Genomic DNA, 19,349 nt, shown 5'->3' with positions numbered 1-19,349 from the left:
GAGGCGGGGCCCGTACGCGTCACCCGGCGGCGCTCACCCCGCCAGCAGCGAGGTCAGCCGCCCGGCCAGCAGGTCCCAGCGCCAGGAGCGCTCCACCCAGCGCCGCCCGGCCTCCCCCATCCGCCGCCGCAGCTCCTCGTCGCGCAGCAGCCGGACGATCCGCTCGGCCGCCGCCGGGGCCGAGCCGCCGGGCACCACGTACCCGGTCTCGCCCTCCAGCACCGCGTCCGGCGCGCCGCCGGAGTCGCCCGCGACCACCGGCAGGCCGGTCGCCGAGGCCTCCAGGTAGACGATGCCCAGGCCCTCCACGTCCAGCCCGCCGCGCCGGGTGCGGCAGGGCATCGCGAAGACGTCCCCGGCCCCGTAGTGGGCGGGCAGCTCCTCCCACGGCACCGCGCCGGTGAACCGCACCGAGTCCCGGACGCCGGTGGCGTCCACGAGCTTCTCCAGGTCCGCCCGGTACGGGCCGCCCCCGACGATCAGCAGCACCGCGTCCGGCACGTCGGCGAGGATCTGCGGCATCGCCTCGATCAGGGTGTCCTGGCCCTTGCGCGGCACCAGCCGGGACACGCAGACCACCACCGGCCGGTCCGCCAGCCCCAGCCGGCGGCGCACCTCGGCGCCCCCGGAGGCCGGGTGGAAGGTCGTCTCGTCCACGCCCGGCGGCAGCTGCACCATCCGGCCCGCGGCCCGCGGCCCGACCGCGGCGGCGATCCGGGAGCGGGTGTACTCGCCCAGGTAGGTCAGCACGTCGGTGCCCGCGCCGATCCGGCGCAGCAGCTGCCGGGAGACCGGCAGCTGGGCCCAGGCGGCCTCGTGCCCGTGGGTCATGCCGAGCAGCCGCGCCGCGCCGGCCCGGCGCAGCGCGGGCGCCATCAGCCCCAGCGGGGCGGCGGCGCCGAACCAGACCGAGTCGCACTTCTCCGCGCGCAGGATCTCGGCGGCCCGCCGGGTGACCCGCAGTGTGGGAACCATCACCTTCGTCCGGTCCCGGATCACCGGGAACGGCTGCTCGGCGTCGAAGCGGGCCACCTCGGCGCCGTCCCGCCAGGTCGAGGCGTACACCACGACACTGCCAGCGGGCTGACGGACGGCCATGTTGTGGACGAAGGCCTGGATGCCACCGGGGCGGGGCGGGAAGTCATTGGTGACGATCAAGGTTCTGTGCATCAGGCCACGGCTCGCTCGGTCGGGGGGTGCGCGGTGTACCGCTGGGTGATCCGTACGATAGGTCAACACCACGACCCGCCGGGAACGGAACCACGCACGGCAACCGTTTGACCCCCGGGTCTGTCCTAGTACCTAGGCCGTCGTCCAGGACGCGGCCCGGGCGTCCGTCGGTACGACGCCTCCGGTGGGACGTACGAGACGAACGAGGAGCGCAGTGGAATTGGCCCCGGCCACCGAGCCCGGTTCTCCGCGCGGCCGCCTCGGCCGCCCGCTCGGGGCGCTGGCCGCACTCGGCGCCACCTGGGTGGCCACCCGGGCCCTGCTGGTGCTGCTGACGACCGGCGCGCTGAAGGGGCCCGGCGGTGACGTCACCGCCGACGTCTGGATGATCTACCACGCCTGGTACGGCGTGCTCCAGACCGGCACCTTCCCGTTCGACGACGTGACCTGGCAGTACCCGCCGGGCGCCGCCCTGGTGATCCTGCTGCCGGGCCTGCTGCCGTGGTCGTACATGGTCTCGTTCTGGGTGATCTGCGGGATCGCCGACGCCGCCGCGGCCGCGCTACTGGTCCGCACCGGCCTGCGCCGGGGCCGGGCGCTGACCGGCGCCTGGATGTGGGTGGTGGGCGTCCCACTGCTCGGCCCGATGATCTACAACCGCTTCGACGTCATCGTCACCGCGGTCGCCGTGGCCGGCCTGCTGGCGCTGATCCGCCGCCCGGCGATCGGCGGGCTGCTGCTGGGCCTGGGCGGCATCGTCAAGGTCTGGCCGCTGCTCGGCCTGATCGGCACCCCCTCCGGCCGCCGCACCCGCCGCTCCTGGACGCTGGCCGGCGCCACCGCCGTCTCCATCGGTTTCCTCCTGGCCGCCGGGATGAACGGCGCCTTCGACTTCCTGGCCTTCCAGAAGGACCGCGGCATCGAGGTCGAGTCGCTCGGCGCGCTGCCGCTGCACTTCGCCCGGCTCGCCGGGGCCTGGGACGGCAGGGTCACCATGAACTACGGCTCCCCCGAGATGCTCGGGCCGTGGGTCGGCGTGATCAGCAAGGTGATGATGGCCGGCACCGTGCTGGGCTTCGGCTGGCTGCTGCTGTGGCGCTTCACCTCCAAGCGCCGCAACGCGGCCACCATGTACGACGCGGCGCTGTGCGCGCTGCTGATCTTCGTGGTCACCAGCCGGGTGATCAGCCCGCAGTACCTGGTCTGGCTGGTCGGCGTCGCGGCGGTCTGCCTGACCGTGCGCGGCACCAGCCAGCGGCCGGTGGCGGTGCTGATCCTGCTGGCCTGCCCGCTGACCCAGGCCGAGTTCCCGACCGTGTTCAGCCAGGTCCTGGCCAGCGAACCGGCGGGCGTCACCGTCCTGGCCCTGCGCAACCTGCTGCTGCTGGCCGCGGCCGTGCTCTCCGGCATCCGGCTCTGGCGCTCCACCCGCGGCGAGGCGCCGCTGCCGCCGACCGTGGTGCTGGACCGCGAGCCCGCCGCGCTGCCGGCCGCCGGCTACCCGGTGCGCCCGGGGATCGCCTACGAGCAGGACCTGCTGGACGGCATCGACCACCCGGGCGCCCCGGCCGAGCAGCGCCGCTGATCCGGCGGCCGGCGGTCGCACCCCGGCCCCGTGCCCGGTCAGTCCTTGAGCGCCGCCACCCGCTCCAGCCAGAGCCGGGTGAACTCCTCCAGGCCGACGCCCAGCTCACGGCGCATCAGCCGGTCGGTCCGGTCCTCCCGGTCCTCGCCCTGCCCGTCGGCCGCGCCGACGGCCCGGTAGAAGGCGACCAGCCGCTGCGGCCCGTGGTCGCGGGCGATCAGGTCGCAGGCCAGCCAGGACTGCTCGTAGGCCTGGGCGATGCCGGCCGCGCCGGCGGCGAAGTCCCGGTCGGCGGGCAGCGCGGCGGGCAGCTTCCCGGCGGCGACGTCCCGGGCCAGCTCGGGGGCGATCTGCCGCGCGGCACGGCCGGAGTCCCGGTAGGCGGTCCAGTCGGCGGCGCCCTCGGAGAGCCACATCGGGGTCCAGGCGCGGGTGTCGGCCCTGGTCGCGACGTGGGTGGCCTCGTGGGTGACGACCACCTGGCGGCCGAAGTCGCTGAGCCGCCCGTACGCCTCCGGGTTGACCAGCACCCGGTCCGCCGGGGTGTGCCGGGGCGCGCCGGGGGCGGCCACGGTGACCGCCGCCATGCCCGCCCAGTCCGCCGGGTCGCCCTCCAGCAGCCGGGCGAACTGTTCCTCGGTGGCCGGCCGCTCCAGCAGCAGCCGCTCCGGCCAGGCGCGGCCCCAGACCTCGGTGACGGCGGGCACCGCCCGGTCCCCCACCGCGACCAGCTCGGCCGGGTCGGGGCCGGCGGCGGGCCCGACCACCAGGCAGTGCGCGCCCGGCACCGAACGGAGCGGCCCGAAGTCCCACGGCGCGGGCGGCCCGCTCGCGCTCTCCTCGCGCTCGACCCGCCAGCCGTCCCCGGTCCGGGCCAGCTCGATCCGGCGCGGGTACACCACCGGGTACGCGTCGTACCCGGCGATGCGCACCGCCAGGTCGGCGGCGGCGGTCACCCGCTCCGGCCCGCCGGACCCGGCGAGCACCAGGTTGCGGTACTCCGCCCCGGCCACCGGCAGCCCGGCCCAGGGCGGCGCCGAGCCGGCCCGCCGCGTCAGCGCCCCGGCCACCTCGGCGCGCCGGTCCGCCGACCGCGCCGCGGTGGCCGCCGTCGGGGCGGCCGGCGGCAGCGACAGCTGGGCCAGCCCGCCGGCCGCGAGCAGCAGCACGCCGCGCCGGGACAGCGGGCGGCGGGGGCCGGGTATCCGGGAGGAGCCGGACGGCGGGGCGTTCAGAGCCGGACCACCCCGGAGACCGGCATCGCGGTGACGCTCTCGTAGCGGACCTTGGCACCCGGGCGGGGGGCGTGCACGATCACACCGCCGCCGGCGTACATGCCGACGTGGTGCATGTCCCGGTAGAAGATCACCAGGTCTCCCGGTCGCGCTTCGGACAGGCTGATCCGCTGCCCGGCGTACGCCTGGGCCTGCGAGGTGCGCGGCAGGGTCACTCCGGCCTGCCGCCAGCTGTAGTACATCAGACCGGAGCAGTCGAACGCGTTCGGCCCGGTGGCCCCGTAGACGTACGGCGAGCCGATCATCCGCACCGCGGCGGCCAGCGCGGCGGCCCCGCGTTCGGAGGCGGGCGGCGCGGAGCCGAGGTCCAGCCGGTCGGTGCCGCGGGTGGCGCGCTGCTCGGCGTCCCGGGCGTCCTGGGCCGCCAGCCGGGCCCGTTCGCCGGAGCCCAGGCCGTTGAGCAGCTTCTGCGCCGCGGCCAGCCGCTGCTGGATCTGCTGTTTGCCGTCGGCGAGCGAGCGGCGGGTCTCGTCCAGCTCGACGAGCTTGTCGGCCGCCTCGGCGCGGCGCTGGTCGAGCCTGCGCTGACGGGCGAGCAGCTCGCGCAGGGTCTCCTGCTGGCGTGTGGCGGCCTGGCCCATGGTGCGGGCCCGGGCCAGGTAGCCCTCCGGGTCGGGCGAGAGGATCAGCTGGGCGGTCTGGGTCATCCCGCCGCCGCGGTACTCGGCCCCGGCGACCGTCGCCAGGTCGCCGCGCAGCTGGTTGAGCTGGTCCTGGGCGAGGGCGATCTCCCCCTGGAGGATGGTGGTCTCGCCCTGGAGCCGCCGCTGCGCCTCCTGCGCGGCGTTGTACTTCTCGGACGCCTGCTCGGCCTCGTCGTACAGCTGCTCCACCTGTGTCTTGACGTCCTGGCGGTCGGTCGGGTCCGGGGTGCCGGGGGCGGCCTGGGCACTGCCCCCGGCGGCCACGCCCAGCGCGGTGGCGGCGGCCGCGGTCAGCACCAGCGCCCGGGCGAGCAGTGGGGAACGACGGTGCACGGGCATGGCGGCAGCGGCTCCAATCCTGCGGCGCGGGCCCCCGCCGCCGCACCAGTGCGGGCGGCCGTCGAGCGGAAGTCCGGTGGCAGACGTTAGCGAGTCCGGGCAAGCGAGTCCAAACCCCTGCCAACCCGAATATTCGACCACTTATCGGACATCAGATCGAGCGCCCCGGAAAAGCCGCAGGCCCGGCCTCCCCTGACGGGAAGACCGGGCCCGGAAGCGCCCGAGCGGGGATCAGACCCGCACGATGGAGGTCAGCGGCATGTTGGAGACCGCCTCGTAGCGCACCGACGTACCCGTCCTGGGGGCGTGCAGCACCTGGCCGTTGCCGGCGTAGATGCCGACGTGGTGGGCGTCGCTGTAGAAGATCAGCAGGTCGCCGGGCTGGGCCTGGGAGAGGTCGGTGCCGATCCGGGTGCCGGCCCCGGCCTGCGCCTGCGAGGTGCGCGGCAGCGACACGCCCGCCTGGTTGTACGCCCAGACCATCAGACCGGAGCAGTCGAAGGAGCTCGGGCCGGTGGCGCCCCAGACGTACGGGCTGCCGATCTTGGAGGCCGCGTACGAGAGGGCGGCGGCACCGCGCGAGCTGCCGGCGGCCACCTTCACCGGAGCGGTGGTCGTGGGCGCCGAGAGGTCGCTGCGGCCGTTGTCGCGCGAGGCGCGGTCGGCACCGCCCTGCTGGGCCTGGGCGGCGTCGGCCTTGGCCTTGGCCTCCGCGGCGGCCTTCTGGTCGGCCTGCTGGATCGCCTGGCGCTCCTGCGCGGAGAGCGTGTTGAACAGGTCCTGGGCAGCCTTCAGCTTGCTCTGGACCTCCTCCTTGGAGGACTTCAGCTGCTGGGTGGTCGAGTCCAGCTCGGCGAGCTTGCCCTGGGCCTCGGTGCGGTCCTGGTCCAGCTTGCGCTGCTGCTCCTGGAGTTGCTTCAGCTGGTTCTTCTGGCTGTCCCCGGCCTGGTTCAGCGCGCCGGCCTGGTTCAGGAAGGTGTCCGGGCTGGAGGAGAACATCAGCTGGACGGTCGGCGAGATGCCGCCGTTGCGGTACTGCTCGCCCGCGATCTCCGCGAGCCCGCCCTGGAGCTCGGTCACCTGGGCCTGCTGACGGGCCACCTGGTCCTGGAGGCCGGAGACCTGCTTCTCCAGCTCCTGCTGCTTCTCCAGCGAGGCGTTGTACTTCTCGGTCGCGACCTCGGCCTGCTCGTTGTACTGGTCGACCTGCTCCTTGACCTGTTCCTTGGTCGGCTGCGGGTCGGCGTGGGCGCCGGACTGCGCGGAGAGGGCGACGGCCGCGGCGGCGAGACCGGTCATGATCGAGACCCGGGTGCGGCCGGCGGGCTTGGGACGACGATGGGACGCCACGAAGGCGGACTCCTTCTTCCTACGTCCGCCTACCGGGTGAGCTGACGGGTTCGGGCCGGAAGCATGCCCTACGACGCCTCACGGCCGCTCCCGCGGCCGACCTGGCGCCGATTCACCCCGGAGGAACGTGGTTCCCCGGCTCCGCTCCGCAGCGCCCCCGATTACTGGGCTCCCCTGTCGGGCAGTCGCTTCGACCTGCCCCGCTGCCTCGCGAACTCGGCGGAAACCACCGCCGCCACCCTGGCTGGGCGATCGACAGTGCGGTGGTTCGGATCACGACCCTAGTAACTGAACCGTGATCCGTTCAAATCCTTGTCAGAAAAAAGACAGAAGATTACCCAAGTTCTTTTGTGAAAATGACCGATGGTGACCACTGGCGCACACAAGGCTGATCAGTTCTCAGCATGTGGTCACGAGAGGGGCGGGAAACCCGAACGCCACCCCGAGTGGAGGTGGCGCTGATCACAGGGACCGCGAAGGCCCCCCGGGCATGTCGGGCCGTCAGACCCGGCGGATGGTGTTGATCTGCATCGCGTCGGCCTTCATCACCTTCACCACGTCACCGGTGTGCGGCGCGTGGACCACCATGCCGTTGCCGATGTACATCCCGACGTGGTGCATGTCGGGGCCGTACACCACCAGGTCACCCGGCTGGGCCTGGTCCAGCGAGGGCACCCGGGTGCCGTAGTGGCCCTGCTCCTGCGAAGTGCGCGGCAGCGAGACGCCGGCCTGCCCGTACGCCCAGACCATCAGGCCCGAGCAGTCGAAGGTGGTCGACCCGGTGGCGCCCCACACGTACGGCGAGCCCTGCTTGCCCATCGCCTTGGCCACCGCGGTGGCCGCGTAGCCGCTGGCCGCCGGCAGGCTGCCGAGGTCCACCCGGTCGCTGCCGCGCGAGGCGCGCTCGTCCTGCGCCTGCTGGGCCTTCAGCGCGACGCGGTCGGCGGCGCTGAGCGAGTTCAGCAGGTCCTGGGCGGCCTTCAGCTTGGCGTTGACGTCCGTCTTGGCCTGGTTCAGGTCCTTGGTGGTGGTGTCGAGCGAGGAGAGCACCGCGGCCGCCTCGGTCTTCTCCTGGTCCAGCCGGCGCTGCTGCTCCAGCAGGTTCTTGAGCGCCTCGGCCTGACTGCTGCTGGCCTGCTGGATGGTGGAGGCCTTCTCCAGGTAGCCGGAGGGGTCGGAGGAGAGCATCAGCTGGACGGACGCGTCGATGCCGCCGGTGCGGTACTGCTCGCCCGCCACCTCGGCCAGGCCGCCCTGGAGCCGGGTCATCTCCTCCTGGCCGCGGGCCACCTGGTCCTGCAGCTGGTCGGCCTGCTTGCGCAGCTGGTCGGACCGCTCCTTGGCGCCGTTGTACTTCTCCGCGGCCTGCTCCTGCTCCTGCTGGAGCTGGTCGATCTGTGCCTTGACGTCCGAGGTGTTCGGCTGCGGCGCGGCGTGCGCGGCCACCTGGGCGGAGAGGGCGACCGCGGTCGCGGCGGCAGCGGTGAGCACGGAGATCCGTGCGCGGCTCGGCTGCCTGGGACGGCGGTGGGAGGCCAAGTGTCCGGCTCCTTCTTCCATCGGACTCACCTGATGGGATGAGATTCCGGAAAATAGGTTTGACACCTGACCCTAGTGAAGTTCTATCCGTTCTGCTACTCCCCCGAACGTGTGAACTCCGGTCACCGCACTGACTTCACGGAACCCGCACCGGCCCCGGAAACCCTGTCCGACCAGGCATCATGACGTCCTGATCCGGGCTCAGGGCCGGGCCAGCCGGTTCAGCAGGAGCACCGACGCCACCGGGCGCGCGCCCGCCTTCCGCACGCCCTCCGCGACCTCCCGGTCGGTGGACACCACCACCACCGGACGCCCCTGCGGCTCGGCCCGCACCAGACGGCGGATCAGCTCGTCGGCCGTCTCCCCGGTCCGGCTGAACCGCACCCGGACCCCGCGCGGCGGCGCCATGATCACCGGGACGTCCAGGTCCTGCCCGTCGAACACACAGGTGACCTCCGCCTGGGTGCGCTGGGCCAGCATCGCCAGCCCGCCCAGCAGCCGGATCCGCTGCTGCTCCAGCGGCAGCGCCGGGTAGCCGGTCTTGGTCACGTTGTAGCCGTCCACCACCAGGTGCACCTGGGGGATCGCCAGCAACTGGTCCAGCAGCGCCGGATCGTCCTCGGCCAGCCCGCGCCGGGCCACGTCGTGCGGCGAGGCCGCCCCCGGCACCACCGCCTCCACCAGGTCCGCCGGACGGATCTGGGAGACCGGCAGCGCCAGCTCCCGCTGGAGCCCCTGGGCCGACTGCAGCACGCTGTCCAGCAGCAGCCGCAGCCGCATGTCCTCGACGCTGCGCCCCTCCCGGGCCGACCGCCGGCCCTGCTCGGCCGCGGTCTCCAGCTCGGAGACCCGGTGCCGGAGCCTGCGCGCCTCGGTCTCGGCCGCGCCGCGCTCGGCGGCGGCCTGCGCCTTCGCGGACTCCAGCTCCCCGGCCACCCGGCGGGCCTCCGCCTGCGCCCGGCGGGTGTCACTCTCCAGCGACCGCACCTTCTTGCGCAGCGACTCGGCCTCCTTGCGGACGCCCTCGGACTCGGCCCGCTGCCGGTCCAGGTCCGCCCGCGCGGAGGCCCGCACCTCGGCCAGCTCGGCCTGGAGCTTCTCCACCAGCCGGACCGCCTCCGCGGCCGCGTCCTCGGCGCCGGCCCGCTCGGCCTCCTCGCCGGCCTCGGCCACCAGCCGGCTCCAGCCCGCCGAACGCACCAGGTAGGCGGCCGCCGCGACGTCCATCGGATCGGCGGCGCTCGGGACGGTGCCCGACTCCAGCGCCTTCACCAGGTCCGGCTGCCCCAGTCGCAGCCGCTCCGCTATCCGCACCCGGAAGGACGGCTCCGCCTCCAGCGCCGCCGCCAGCGCGGTGGCCGCGTACTTGGCCCGCCGGGCCGGGGTGAACTTGACGTACTGGCGCAGGCTCTGCGGAAGCTCCGCCGACGGCAGCCCGCCGAGCGCGTCCGAGGCCAGCCCGACCACCCGCCGGCGCACCCCCTCCGGCAGCGGCCGGTCGAGCTTCTCGACGACGCGCTCCGCCTCGGGCCCCGCGGAGTCCTCCGCCGCCCCGGCCGCCCCGGCCGGGGCCTCGGCCGCAGCGGGCTGAAGCCCCTGGGCTTCGCCGGGCTCCTTCGCTGCGTCCACCACGTCCTCGGCTCCGATCCTGGTCCAGCGGGGTACGGCGGCGGCCGCCCCTGTCGTCACGCTCCGTGCGTCTTGTTCTGTATTGTCCCGTGCGGCGGACGGAGGCGTCGCGCACCCGCCCGCCGCACCGACGGGCATCAGCCCTGCTCGGCGGGGGCCTCCGCGCCCTCGGCACCCGGACGAGCCACCAGCTCGACCTGGTCCACCGCGTTGCACCAGCGGCAGCGCACCGACTCGATGGTCTGGCTCAGGACCTCGGTCTCCTCGACCTTGGACTCGCCGGCCAGGTCGAAGTGCAGGAACTCGGTCACCCGCGCGGTGCGGGTCACGTCGAAGCGGGTGAGGTTGCCGCACAGGGTGCAGCGCCAGCGCGTCTCGGAGGTCAGGGCGGGGACGGTCATCGGGGGTCCTCTCGGGTGGTCCCTGGGTGGGCTAGGCGCTCCCCACGGAGCCCCGGCGTCGGCGGCGGGAGGCGGGAATGCCCGCCCCAAGCCTATTGCCTGGGGCAACCGCCGCGACCACCGGTTGCCCGAACAACCGCACTGGTCCACCTGCCGTAAACCGTCGTGTCACCTGGGGCGCCCGGAGGGATGCTTGGCCGCATGGCGCTCGCGGCCTCCGACCACACCGCCGCCCGGGGCGGCCGCCCGGCGGCGACCGCCCCGGCGGTCAGCTACGCCCTGATCGCGCTCAACACCCTGGTCTTCCTGCTCGGCCCGGCCGCCGGACTCAATCCGCTGTACGGCTCCGGCCAGACGCGGGTCTGCGCGGAGCAGCGGTACGAGCAGCGCTGGGGCGCCGTCCCGGCCGAACTGCTGGCCGGGCGGCCGCTGACCGCCGAACAGCTGGCCGGGGCCCCCGACCCGGTCCCGGGCTGCCCGGCCGCCCCGACCCCCGGCAAGCACCCGGCCCTGTCCGCCCTCACCGGCCTCTTCCTGCACGCCGGCTGGCTGCACCTGCTGGGGAACCTGCTCTTCCTCCACGTCTTCGGCCCCACCGTCGAACGGCGGCTGGGCCGGGCCAGGTACGCCGTGTTCTACCTGGCCGCCGGTTGCCTGAGCACGTACGGCTTCGCGCTCGCCGAGGCGCACTCCCCGGATTCCGTCCGGGTGCTCATCGGGGCCTCCGGCGCGATCTCCGCCGTCCTCGGCGCCTACCTGCGCTTCCACCCCCGGGCCCGGGTGACCACCCTGGTGCCGCTGCTGTTCTTCCTGCCGCTGCGCTTCCCCGCCTGGCTGGTGCTCGGCCTCTGGTTCACCCTGCAGTGGTGGTCGGTGCACTCGGCGGGCCCGGGAGTGGCGTACCTCGTCCACGTGATCGGCTTCTGCGCCGGGTTCCTCCTCGCCTGTGCCGCGGCCCGCCACCCCCCGCGACGACCCGGCTGACGCCCGATACGCTGGCGGCACCTCACAAAGGAGCCCGAAAAGTGATCACCGCCATCGTCCTGATCAAGACCAGTGTCGACCGCATCCCGGAGATCGCCGAGGCCATCGCCGCCATCGAGGGCGTGAGCGAGGTCTACTCGGTGACCGGCGGCTACAACCTGGTGGCGATGGTGCGGGTGCGCCGGCACGACGACCTGGCCGAGGTCATCCCGGGCCGGCTCAACAAGGTCCCGGGTGTGGCCGACACCGAGACCCAGATCGCTTTCCGCACCTACTCCCAGCACGACCTGGAAGCCGCCTTCGCCCTCGGCCTGGACGAGTAGCGGTCAGCCCGCGCGCCGGGTGTCGGCGACGCAGCGCCCGCCCTCGTTGCGGTAGTTCCAGGCCGCACCGTCCGTGACCAGCTCCCGGACGGCGGTCAGGAAGCGGTCGACGTGCTCGTCCGGCGTCCCGGCCCCGAAGCTCACCCGGATCGCGTTGAGGCTGCGCTCACCCGGCAGCGAGGGCTCCGGCGCGCCGCACTCGGACGGGGCGACCTCCTCGTCGCCGAGCAGGGTGCGCACCAGCGGGTGGGCGCAGAACAGGCCGTCGCGCACCCCGATGCCGTACTCGGCGGACAGCGCGGCCGAGAAGTGCGAGCTGTTCCAGCCCTGGACGACGAAGGACAGCACGCCCACCCGGGCGGAGTCGGCCCCGAACAGGTTGAGGACCTTGACCTGCGGGATTCCGGCCAGCCCGGCCGTCAGGCGGGCGATCAGCTGCCGCTCGCGGGCCTCCAGCGCGTCGAAGCCGGCCTCGGTCAGCGCCCGGCAAGCCGAGGCGATCGCGTAGGCGCCGATGACGTTCGGCGAGCCGGCCTCGTGCCGGGCCGGGCCGGTGTGCCACTGCACGGCCACCGAGCCGTCGGTCTCCCGGGCCACCGTCCGGGTCGCCCCGCCGCCGGCCAGGTACGGCTCGGCCGCGTCCAGCCAGTCCGCCCGGCCGGCCAGCACCCCGGCGCCGAACGGCGCGTAGATCTTGTGGCCGGAGAAGGCGATCCAGTCCACGTCCAGCTCGCGCACCGAGACCCGGTGGTGCGGCGCCAGCTGGGCGGCGTCCAGCACCACCCGGGCGCCGTGCCGGTGGGCGGTCTCGGTCAGCTCGGCGACCGGCCACAGCTCGCCGGTCACGTTGGAGGCGCCGGTGACGCACAGCAGCTTGGGGCCCTCGGGCGCCTCGGCGAGCGCGGCGTCCAGCGCGGCCACCGCCTCGGCCCGCGAGCGCGGCGCCCGCAGGTAGGTGACGCCCAGTCCGGCGTGCGCCCAGGGCAGCAGCGAGGCGTGGTGCTCGGTCTCGAAGGCGAACACCCGGGTGCCGGCCGGCACCGCGGCGGCCAGCAGGTTGAGCGAGTCGGTGGTGGCCCGGGTGAAGACGACCTGGTCGCCGTCGCGCAGGTCGAGGAACTCGCCGACGGTGCGGCGGCTCTGCTCGAACAGGTCGGTGGACAGCTGCGAGAGGTACCCGGCCCCGCGGTGGACGCTGCCGTAGTACGGCGCGTAGGCGGCGACGTCGTCCCAGACCCGCTGGAGCGCCGGCGAGCTGGCCGCGTAGTCGAGCGCCGCGTAGCCGACCTTCTCACCGCTGGCGAGCGGGACCTGGACGTCGGCGCCGAGGACGGCGAGCGGGGCGCAGATTTCGGTGGCGGTGGAAGACATGAGGATGCACTCCTTCTACGGGTGAGGGACCCCGGGAGTGCAAGTCGTCCGGTGTCCGCGCTTGTCGCACGGACGGCTTGCCGTGACGACCCGGTCCTCACCCAGGGCACCCCGCCACGGACGGAGGGTTGCCGGACAGCAAGCTGGGGCTTGGCGCTGTCACTCATGACCTGGCGAAGACTCTAGGTCCCGCCCAGCGGGCGGTCAAACGGCCGTCCGGCATCCGGACAGCACGGAAGCCCGCGCCGGCGTTCCGGCACGGGCTTCCGACGACCGCCTCAGTTACGGCTGGTGGCCTCCGACCAACGCCGCAGCAGGTCCTGCGCCGCGCCGGAGTCGATCGCCTCGGCGGCGCGCCGCATGCCCGCCGCCAGCTGCTCGGCGAGCGGCGCCTCACCCAGGTCCAGCGCCACCAGCGCCGCGGCCGTGTTCAGCAGGACGGCGTCCCGCACCGGCCCGCGCTCCCCCGCCAGCACCCGCCGCGCGACCTCGGCGTTGTACGAGGCGTCCGCCCCGCGCAGTGCCTCGATGCCGACCAGTTCGATGCCGACGTCCCGCGGGTCGAAGGTGGCCTCGGTGACCACCCCATCGCGCACCAGCCACACCCGCGAGGTGGTGGTGACGGTCAGCTCGTCCAGTCCGTCGTCGCCGCGGAAGACCAGCGCCGTCGCGCCCCGCCGGGCCAGCACCCCGGCGATCAGCCCGGCCAGCCGGGTGTCGAAGCAGCCGACGGCGTGCGCGGTGACCTTCGCCGGGTTGGTCAGCGGGCCGAGGATGTTGAAGGCGGTCGGCACCCCGAGGTCGACCCGCGCGGTGGCGGCGTGCCGCATCGAGGGGTGGAACTTCGCCGCGAAGCAGAAGGTGAGACCGACTTCCTCGGCCACCTCGGCCACCCGCCGGGCCGACAGGTCCAGCGCCACCCCGAGCTTCTCCAGCACGTCCGAGGAGCCGCTGGCGGAGGAGGCCGAGCGGTTGCCGTGCTTGATCACCTTGGCGCCGGCGGCCGCCGCGACGATCGCCGACATGGTGGAGATGTTGACGGTCTTCGCCCGGTCGCCGCCGGTGCCGACGATGTCCACCGCCGGGCCGGGGATCTCCAGCGGCTCGGCGTGCTCGTACATCGCGTCGACCAGGCCGGTGATCTCCTCGACCGACTCGCCCTTGGCCCGCAGCGCGATCATGAACCCGGCCACCTGGGCGGGGGACGCCTCGCCGCTCATGATCCGGTCCATCGCCCACGCGGTGGACGAGCGGTCGAGGTCCTCCCCCTTCAACAGGGCCGTCAGGAGATCCGGCCAGGAGCGGACCACCTGCGCGGGGTCGCTACCGCCGTTCGCAGGGTTCACGTTCACCATGGCTGACTCCAGCTGTTGTCGGTTCCCCCGCAGGGGGGACGTCCGTACGGATGGAGCCAGCCTATCGAGCGAAGCGGTCGCTTCTCCCCTTGTTCTTTCGACCCTTGTTCCTTTCGGCCCCGGTTCTCCCGACCGCGGCCGGGGCCGCGTTCAGCGGACCGCCGGAGCGCGCTTCGCCAGCCGGGCCCGCAGCAGGGTGGCCACCGCCTCGGCCAGGGCCACCGGGTCCACCGGGCGGGAGATCGCCGCGTCGGCCCTGCTCCAGGCGGCGAGCCAGGAGTCCTGCGGCCGACCGATCAGCACCAGCACCGGCGGGCAGCCGTAGATCTCGTCCTTGAGCTGCCGTGCGAGGCCCAGCCCGCCGACCGGCACCGCCTCGCCGTCCAGCAGGCAGAGGTCCACTCCGCCCTTCTCCAGCGCCTTGAGCACCGCGGGGGTGGTCGCGCACTCCAGGTAGGAGAGTCCCGGAAGATCCTCGGCGGGCCGACGGCCGAGCGCCGTCAGCACCTGCTCGCGGGTGTTGCGGTCGTCGCTGTAGACGAGGACGGTGAGCGTCTCATCGGTCGTGTACGCCATGGGCCCTGCTCCCTCAAGTGTGATCCGGACCACGTTCGCCTGATCCGGATGCTACTCCGGATCACCCGCCACCGAGTCCCCCTCGCACAGGTTCCTCCCCGAGCCGCCGCGGCCCCGGACTCACCCGCCCGGAGGACGGCCCGTCACCCGACCCCGCCCGGTCCACCCGTACGGCCGACCCCGTTCCCCTCTCCCCTACCTTCCGGGACTGCTCCGACCGTGCAACGACGCGCTGGGCAAGGGGGTCGTAGGCTGCTCCGAGGAACCATCAGAAAAGGGACGCGCCGCTGCTCAGTCCCCACCCGGACCCCCCGCCGGCCGCCAAGCGGGCATACCGCACGCACCGGACACTCCGAGGGACACCCCCCGACGTGAAGACGGAATAAGGGACCGACATAATGTCCGTCGTGGCGACAGCAACAGCAGTAGAAACCGGGCACGCGCACGGATCGGTCAACCGGCCGAACATGGTCAGCGTCGGAACGATCGTCTGGCTCAGTTCCGAGTTGATGTTCTTCGCGGCCCTCTTCGCGATGTACTTCACGCTCCGCTCCGTCAAGGGGCCGGAGTTCTGGACCGAGAAGGCCCACGCCCTCAACGTGCCGTTCTCCTCGGTCAACACCACGATCCTGGTGCTCTCCTCGCTCACCTGTCAGCTCGGCGTGTTCGCCGCCGAGCGCGGTGACGTGAAGAAGCTCCGGGCGTGGTTCATCCTCACGTTCGCCATGGGCGCGATCTTCATCGGCGGCCAGGTGTTCGAGTACACCGATCTGGTCAAGAAGGACGGCCTGTCGCTGTCCTCCGACCCGTACGGCACGGTGTTCTACCTGACCACCGGCTTCCACGGGCTGCACGTGACGGGTGGTCTGATCGCCTTCCTGCTGGTCCTGGGACGGACGTACGCAGCCAAGCGTTTCACGCACGAGCAGGCCACCGCCGCGATCGTCGTGTCGTACTACTGGCACTTCGTCGACGTCGTGTGGATCGGCCTGTTCGCGACCATCTACCTGATCAAGTAACCAGCTGATCAGGTCGCTGGCCACCGGCTGCGGCCCCCGCCCTCACCGGCGACGGGCCGCTTCTGCCGGTGCCGACGCTCCCACCGACCGACCGCGCGCGCAGCCCTAGACGGGCGGCCTCGTGACGGCCAGACCGGCCGCCGGGTGCACCCACCAGTCGACCAGATCCTGACACCGGGGTTATTCCGTGAAAAAGCTCTCCGCACGACGGCGCCACCCATTGGCGGCGCTGGTCGTCCTACTTCTCGCCCTGGCGGCAACCGGGGGGCTGTACGCCGCGTTCGCGCCCGCCGACAAGGCGCAGGCCGAAGTCGCCGCGCAGTCGCTCGCGATCGATGAGGGCAAGAAGCTCTTCGCCGTGGGCTGCTCCTCCTGCCACGGCCTGAACGGCCAGGGCAGCAGCGACGGTCCGAGCCTGGTCGGCGTCGGCTCCGCCGCTGTCGACTTCCAGGTCGGCACCGGCCGCATGCCGGCCCAGCAGCCCGGCGCCCAGGTCCCGCGCAAGAAGAACATCTACTCGCAGGGCGAGATCGACCAGCTCGCCGCCTTCGTCGCCTCCCTCGGTCCCGGCCCGGTGACCCCGAAGGAGGAGCAGTACACCTCGACCAACCCCGAGGACCTGTCCAAGGGTGGCGAGCTGTTCCGCACCAACTGCGCCCAGTGCCACAACTTCTCCGGCCAGGGTGGTGCCCTGACCAAGGGCAAGTACGCCCCGTCGCTCGAGGGCGTGGACGCCAAGCACATCTACGAGGCCATGCAGACCGGCCCGCAGAACATGCCGTCGTTCCCGGACACCACCATGCCCGAGGAGCAGAAGAAGCAGATCGTGGCCTTCGTCCGCCACACCACCAACGATGAGCCCAACCCCGGCGGTCTCACCCTGGGCAGCCTCGGTCCCGTGACCGAGGGTCTGTTCGGCTGGATCTTCGGCCTCGGCACGCTCATCGCGGTCGCGATCTGGGTCGCCGCCCACACCACCAAGGCCAAGAAGTCATGAGCCACGACATGTCAGAAGAGAAGCTCCCGGAGCCCCACGGCTCCGCCGGCGAGGTGGCCGACCACGGCAGCCCGTTCGCCGACCCGGGCCTGCCGGCCCACGAGCCCCGTCGCACCGACATCGACGAGAAGGCCGCCTCGCGTGCCGAGCGCCAGGTCTCGCTGATGTTCGTGGTCTCGATGCTCGCCACCATCGGCTTCATCGCCTCGTACGTGGCCATCGACCCGGACAAGATCGTCTACATCTTCCCGCTCGGTCACGTCAGCGCGCTGAACTTCGCGCTCGGCCTGACCCTGGGCGTGGCGCTGTTCATGATCGGCGCGGGCGCGGTCCACTGGGCCCGCACCCTGATGTCGGACGTCGAGCTGCCGGCCGAGCGTCACCCGATCGAGGCCCCCGACGAGGTCCGCGCGGACGTCATCGAGCAGTTCAAGACCGGCGCCGCCGAGTCCGGCTTCGGCCGTCGCAAGATGATCCGCAACACCCTGATCGGCTCCATGGCGCTGGTCCCGCTCTCCGGCGTGGTCCTGCTCCGTGACCTCGGCCCGCTTCCCGAGAAGAAGCTCAAGGAGACCGGCTGGAAGGAGGCGACCGAGGCCAAGCCGCTGCCGCTCATCAACATGAACACCATGCAGCCGATGAAGCCCGAGGACATCATCGTCGGCTCGCTGACCTTCGCCATGCCGGAGGGTCTGTCCACGCACAGCGAGGACTTCCAGCAGCGGATCGCCAAGGACGCCCTGATGCTGGTCCGCATCGCGCCGGAGGACATCAAGGACGAGAAGTCCAAGGATCTGGGTTTCGAGGGCATCCTCGCCTACTCCAAGATCTGCACCCACGTCGGTTGCCCGATCAGCCTGTACGAGCAGCAGACCCACCACGCGCTCTGCCCCTGCCACCAGTCGACCTTCGACCTGGCGGACGGCGCCCGCGTCATCTTCGGCCCGGCCGGCCACCCGCTGCCGCAGCTGAAGATCACCACTGACGAGAAGGGCAACCTGGTCGCCACCGGCGACTTCGCTGAGCCCGTCGGCCCGAGCTACTGGGAGCGTGCTCGATGAGTAGCGCGAGCAGCACCACGACCGGTGCCGCCAAGCCCTCCAGCACGCGTGAGAAGCCCGCCAACAAGTGGGAAGCCGCGGCTGACTGGACGGACGGCCGGCTGGGGATCTACTCCCTCGCCAAGGCCAACCTGCGGAAGATCTTCCCGGACCACTGGTCCTTCATGCTGGGCGAGATCTGCCTCTACACGTTCGTCATCATCATCCTGACCGGTGTCTACCTGACGCTGTTCTTCAAGCCCTCGATGGCCGAGGTCGTCTACGACGGCTCGTACGTGCCGCTCAAGGGCCTCCCGATGTCCGAGGCGTACGCCTCCACGGTGGACATCAGCTTCGAGATCCGCGGCGGTCTGCTGATCCGCCAGATCCACCACTGGGCCGCGCTGGTCTTCGTGGCCGCGATGCTCGTGCACATGCTGCGCGTGTTCTTCACCGGCGCGTTCCGCAAGCCCCGTGAGATCAACTGGGTCTTCGGCTTCCTGCTGCTGGTCCTGGGCATGTTCGACGGCTTCTTCGGCTACTCGCTGCCGGACGACCTGCTGTCGGGTACCGGTATCCGCTTCATGGAAGGCGCGATCCTCGCCGTCCCGCTGGTGGGCACCTACATCCAGATGTTCCTGTTCGGCGGCGAGTTCCCCGGGCACGACATCATCCCGCGGTTCTTCACCATCCACGTGCTGCTGATCCCCGGCATCATGCTCGGCCTGCTGGTCGCGCACCTGATCCTGGTCTTCTACCACAAGCACACCCAGTGGGCGGGCCCGGGCAAGACCGAGAAGAACGTCGTCGGCATGCCGCTGATGCCGGTCTACATGGCCAAGGCCGGTGGCTTCTTCTTCCTGGTCTTCGGCATCATCGCCGCCATCTCGGCGATCGCCACGATCAACCCGATCTGGTCGGTCGGCCCGTACCGTCCGGACCAGGTGTCGACCGACGCCCAGCCCGACTGGTACATGGGCTTCTCCGAGGGCCTGATCCGCGTCATGCCGGGCTGGGAGATCGGCCTGTGGGGCCACACCCTGAACCTGGGTGTCTTCGTCCCGCTGATGATCTTCCCGCTGGTCCTGGTCGCCATCGCGGTCTACCCGTTCATCGAGAGCTGGGTCACCGGCGACAACCGCGAGCACCACATCCTGGACCGCCCGCGCAACGCCCCGGTCCGCACCGCCCTGGGTGCCGCCTGGATCAGCCTCTACCTGGTGCTGCTGATCGGTGGTGGCAACGACCTGTTCGCCACCCACCTGCACCTGTCGATCAACGCGATCACCTACTTCGTCCGCGTCGGCTTCTTCGTCGTCCCGGTCGCGGTCTTCATCATCACCAAGCGCTGGTGCCTCGGCCTCCAGCGCCGTGACAAGGAGAAGGTGCTGCACGGCCGCGAGACGGGCGTCATCAAGCGCCTGCCGCACGGCGAGTTCGTCGAGGTGCACGCCCAGCTGCCGCAGGGCGACCTGCACAAGCTCACCGCGCACGAGCAGAACCAGCCGATCGAGCTGCCGGCCCAGACGGACGAGAACGGCGTGGCCCGCAAGGCCGGCGCCCTCACCCGCGCCCAGGCCAAGCTCTCCCGCGGCTTCTACGGCGAGGGCAGCCAGATCCCCAAGCCGACCGCCGAGGAGCACCACGAGATCACCAGCGGCCACGGCCACCACTGATCCCGTAGGCACCACCGCGTCACCCCGAGGGCCGCTGACCAGAGTTCATCTGGTCG

17 protein-coding genes and 2 riboswitches are annotated in these 19,349 nt (G+C 72.3%); of the genes, 7 read left to right on the top strand and 10 right to left on the bottom strand.

The genetic code is table 11. From position 1 onward, the window contains the following. Positions 1-33: 33 nt before the first annotated feature. Positions 34-1,170 carry a glycosyltransferase family 4 protein gene (locus ACFRMQ_RS20895; RefSeq protein ID WP_380732001.1) on the bottom strand — a complete coding sequence of 379 codons (1,137 nt, stop codon included), beginning with the start codon at positions 1,168-1,170 and terminating at the stop codon, positions 34-36. A gap of 214 nt (positions 1,171-1,384) precedes the next feature. On the opposite strand from ACFRMQ_RS20895, the gene ACFRMQ_RS20890 reads away from it, so the two are divergent. After that, on the top strand, positions 1,385-2,755 hold the full coding sequence (locus tag ACFRMQ_RS20890; RefSeq protein ID WP_380732000.1) for a glycosyltransferase 87 family protein: 1,371 nt from the start codon (positions 1,385-1,387) through the stop codon (positions 2,753-2,755). Between the two features lie 38 nt (positions 2,756-2,793). Here the strand turns inward: ACFRMQ_RS20890 and ACFRMQ_RS20885 are convergent, their stop codons facing one another. The 6 genes from ACFRMQ_RS20885 to ACFRMQ_RS20860 all read right to left on the bottom strand — a co-directional run bounded on the left by ACFRMQ_RS20885 (position 2,794) and on the right by ACFRMQ_RS20860 (position 9,952). Further along, entirely contained in the window at positions 2,794-3,924 is a 1,131-nt protein-coding gene (locus tag ACFRMQ_RS20885; RefSeq protein WP_380731999.1) for a hypothetical protein, read from the bottom strand. A gap of 62 nt (positions 3,925-3,986) precedes the next feature. Beyond that, positions 3,987-5,033: an NlpC/P60 family protein gene (locus ACFRMQ_RS20880; protein WP_380731998.1), complete on the bottom strand. Its 1,047-nt coding sequence runs from the start codon at positions 5,031-5,033 to the stop codon at positions 3,987-3,989. 231 nt (positions 5,034-5,264) lie between these two features. Beyond that, positions 5,265-6,383 (bottom strand): NlpC/P60 family protein, encoded by a 1,119-nt coding sequence (locus ACFRMQ_RS20875; protein WP_380731997.1) that lies wholly within the window; start codon positions 6,381-6,383, stop codon positions 5,265-5,267. Positions 6,384-6,393: 10 nt separating this feature from the next. After that, positions 6,394-6,547: riboswitch (cyclic di-AMP (ydaO/yuaA leader) on the bottom strand. Between the two features lie 337 nt (positions 6,548-6,884). Further along, positions 6,885-7,922, bottom strand: a complete 1,038-nt coding sequence (locus ACFRMQ_RS20870; protein WP_380731996.1) for an NlpC/P60 family protein — start codon at positions 7,920-7,922, stop codon at positions 6,885-6,887. A 201-nt stretch (positions 7,923-8,123) separates the two neighbouring features. Then, positions 8,124-9,689, bottom strand: a complete 1,566-nt coding sequence (locus ACFRMQ_RS20865) for an NYN domain-containing protein (protein WP_380731995.1) — start codon at positions 9,687-9,689, stop codon at positions 8,124-8,126. Further along, positions 9,689-9,952, bottom strand: coding sequence for a hypothetical protein (locus ACFRMQ_RS20860; RefSeq protein WP_380731994.1), 264 nt, complete (start codon positions 9,950-9,952; stop codon positions 9,689-9,691). The genes ACFRMQ_RS20865 and ACFRMQ_RS20860 overlap by 1 nt, the downstream gene beginning before the upstream one ends. 201 nt (positions 9,953-10,153) lie before the next feature. Here ACFRMQ_RS20860 and ACFRMQ_RS20855 point away from each other — a divergent pair, with 201 nt between their 5' ends. Together ACFRMQ_RS20855 and ACFRMQ_RS20850 are read left to right on the top strand one after the other, a co-directional pair. Further along, on the top strand, positions 10,154-10,936 hold the full coding sequence (locus ACFRMQ_RS20855) for a rhomboid family intramembrane serine protease (RefSeq protein ID WP_380731993.1): 783 nt from the start codon (positions 10,154-10,156) through the stop codon (positions 10,934-10,936). 41 nt (positions 10,937-10,977) lie between these two features. Further along, positions 10,978-11,259 (top strand): Lrp/AsnC ligand binding domain-containing protein, encoded by a 282-nt coding sequence (locus ACFRMQ_RS20850; RefSeq protein WP_380696208.1) that lies wholly within the window; start codon positions 10,978-10,980, stop codon positions 11,257-11,259. A 3-nt stretch (positions 11,260-11,262) separates the two neighbouring features. On the opposite strand, the gene ACFRMQ_RS20845 is transcribed toward ACFRMQ_RS20850, so the two are convergent. The 3 genes from ACFRMQ_RS20845 to ACFRMQ_RS20835 form a co-directional block, all read right to left on the bottom strand. After that, entirely contained in the window at positions 11,263-12,630 is a 1,368-nt protein-coding gene (locus ACFRMQ_RS20845) for an aminotransferase class V-fold PLP-dependent enzyme (protein ID WP_380731992.1), read from the bottom strand. A gap of 52 nt (positions 12,631-12,682) precedes the next feature. Then, a riboswitch (SAM riboswitch) is annotated at positions 12,683-12,801 on the bottom strand. A 107-nt stretch (positions 12,802-12,908) separates the two neighbouring features. Then, positions 12,909-13,985, bottom strand: a complete 1,077-nt coding sequence (gene trpD, locus ACFRMQ_RS20840) for an anthranilate phosphoribosyltransferase (RefSeq protein ID WP_380731991.1) — start codon at positions 13,983-13,985, stop codon at positions 12,909-12,911. Positions 13,986-14,135: 150 nt separating this feature from the next. Further along, entirely contained in the window at positions 14,136-14,561 is a 426-nt protein-coding gene (locus ACFRMQ_RS20835) for a hypothetical protein (RefSeq protein ID WP_380731990.1), read from the bottom strand. A gap of 398 nt (positions 14,562-14,959) precedes the next feature. Between ACFRMQ_RS20835 and ACFRMQ_RS20830 the strand changes: the two genes are divergently transcribed. The 4 genes from ACFRMQ_RS20830 to ACFRMQ_RS20815 all read left to right on the top strand — a co-directional run bounded on the left by ACFRMQ_RS20830 (position 14,960) and on the right by ACFRMQ_RS20815 (position 19,293). After that, the gene (locus ACFRMQ_RS20830) at positions 14,960-15,580 is read left to right on the top strand and encodes a heme-copper oxidase subunit III (RefSeq protein ID WP_316520843.1); all 621 of its coding nucleotides are present in this window, start codon (positions 14,960-14,962) and stop codon (positions 15,578-15,580) included. A gap of 187 nt (positions 15,581-15,767) precedes the next feature. Beyond that, a complete protein-coding gene (locus ACFRMQ_RS20825; RefSeq protein ID WP_380731989.1) occupies positions 15,768-16,577 on the top strand; it encodes a c-type cytochrome in 810 nt (269 codons plus the stop codon). 8 nt (positions 16,578-16,585) lie between these two features. Further along, positions 16,586-17,638, top strand: coding sequence for a Rieske 2Fe-2S domain-containing protein (locus ACFRMQ_RS20820; protein WP_380731988.1), 1,053 nt, complete (start codon positions 16,586-16,588; stop codon positions 17,636-17,638). Beyond that, positions 17,635-19,293 carry a cytochrome bc complex cytochrome b subunit gene (locus ACFRMQ_RS20815; RefSeq protein ID WP_380731987.1) on the top strand — a complete coding sequence of 553 codons (1,659 nt, stop codon included), beginning with the start codon at positions 17,635-17,637 and terminating at the stop codon, positions 19,291-19,293. The genes ACFRMQ_RS20820 and ACFRMQ_RS20815 overlap by 4 nt, the downstream gene beginning before the upstream one ends. Positions 19,294-19,349: the final 56 nt, after the last annotated feature.

This window comes from Kitasatospora sp. NPDC056783, from assembly GCF_042789895.1.
In the GTDB taxonomy this organism is placed as follows: domain Bacteria; phylum Actinomycetota; class Actinomycetes; order Streptomycetales; family Streptomycetaceae; genus Kitasatospora.
The sequence above is the reverse complement of the archived record's forward strand: the minus strand, read 5'-3'. Positions and strand labels throughout refer to the sequence as shown.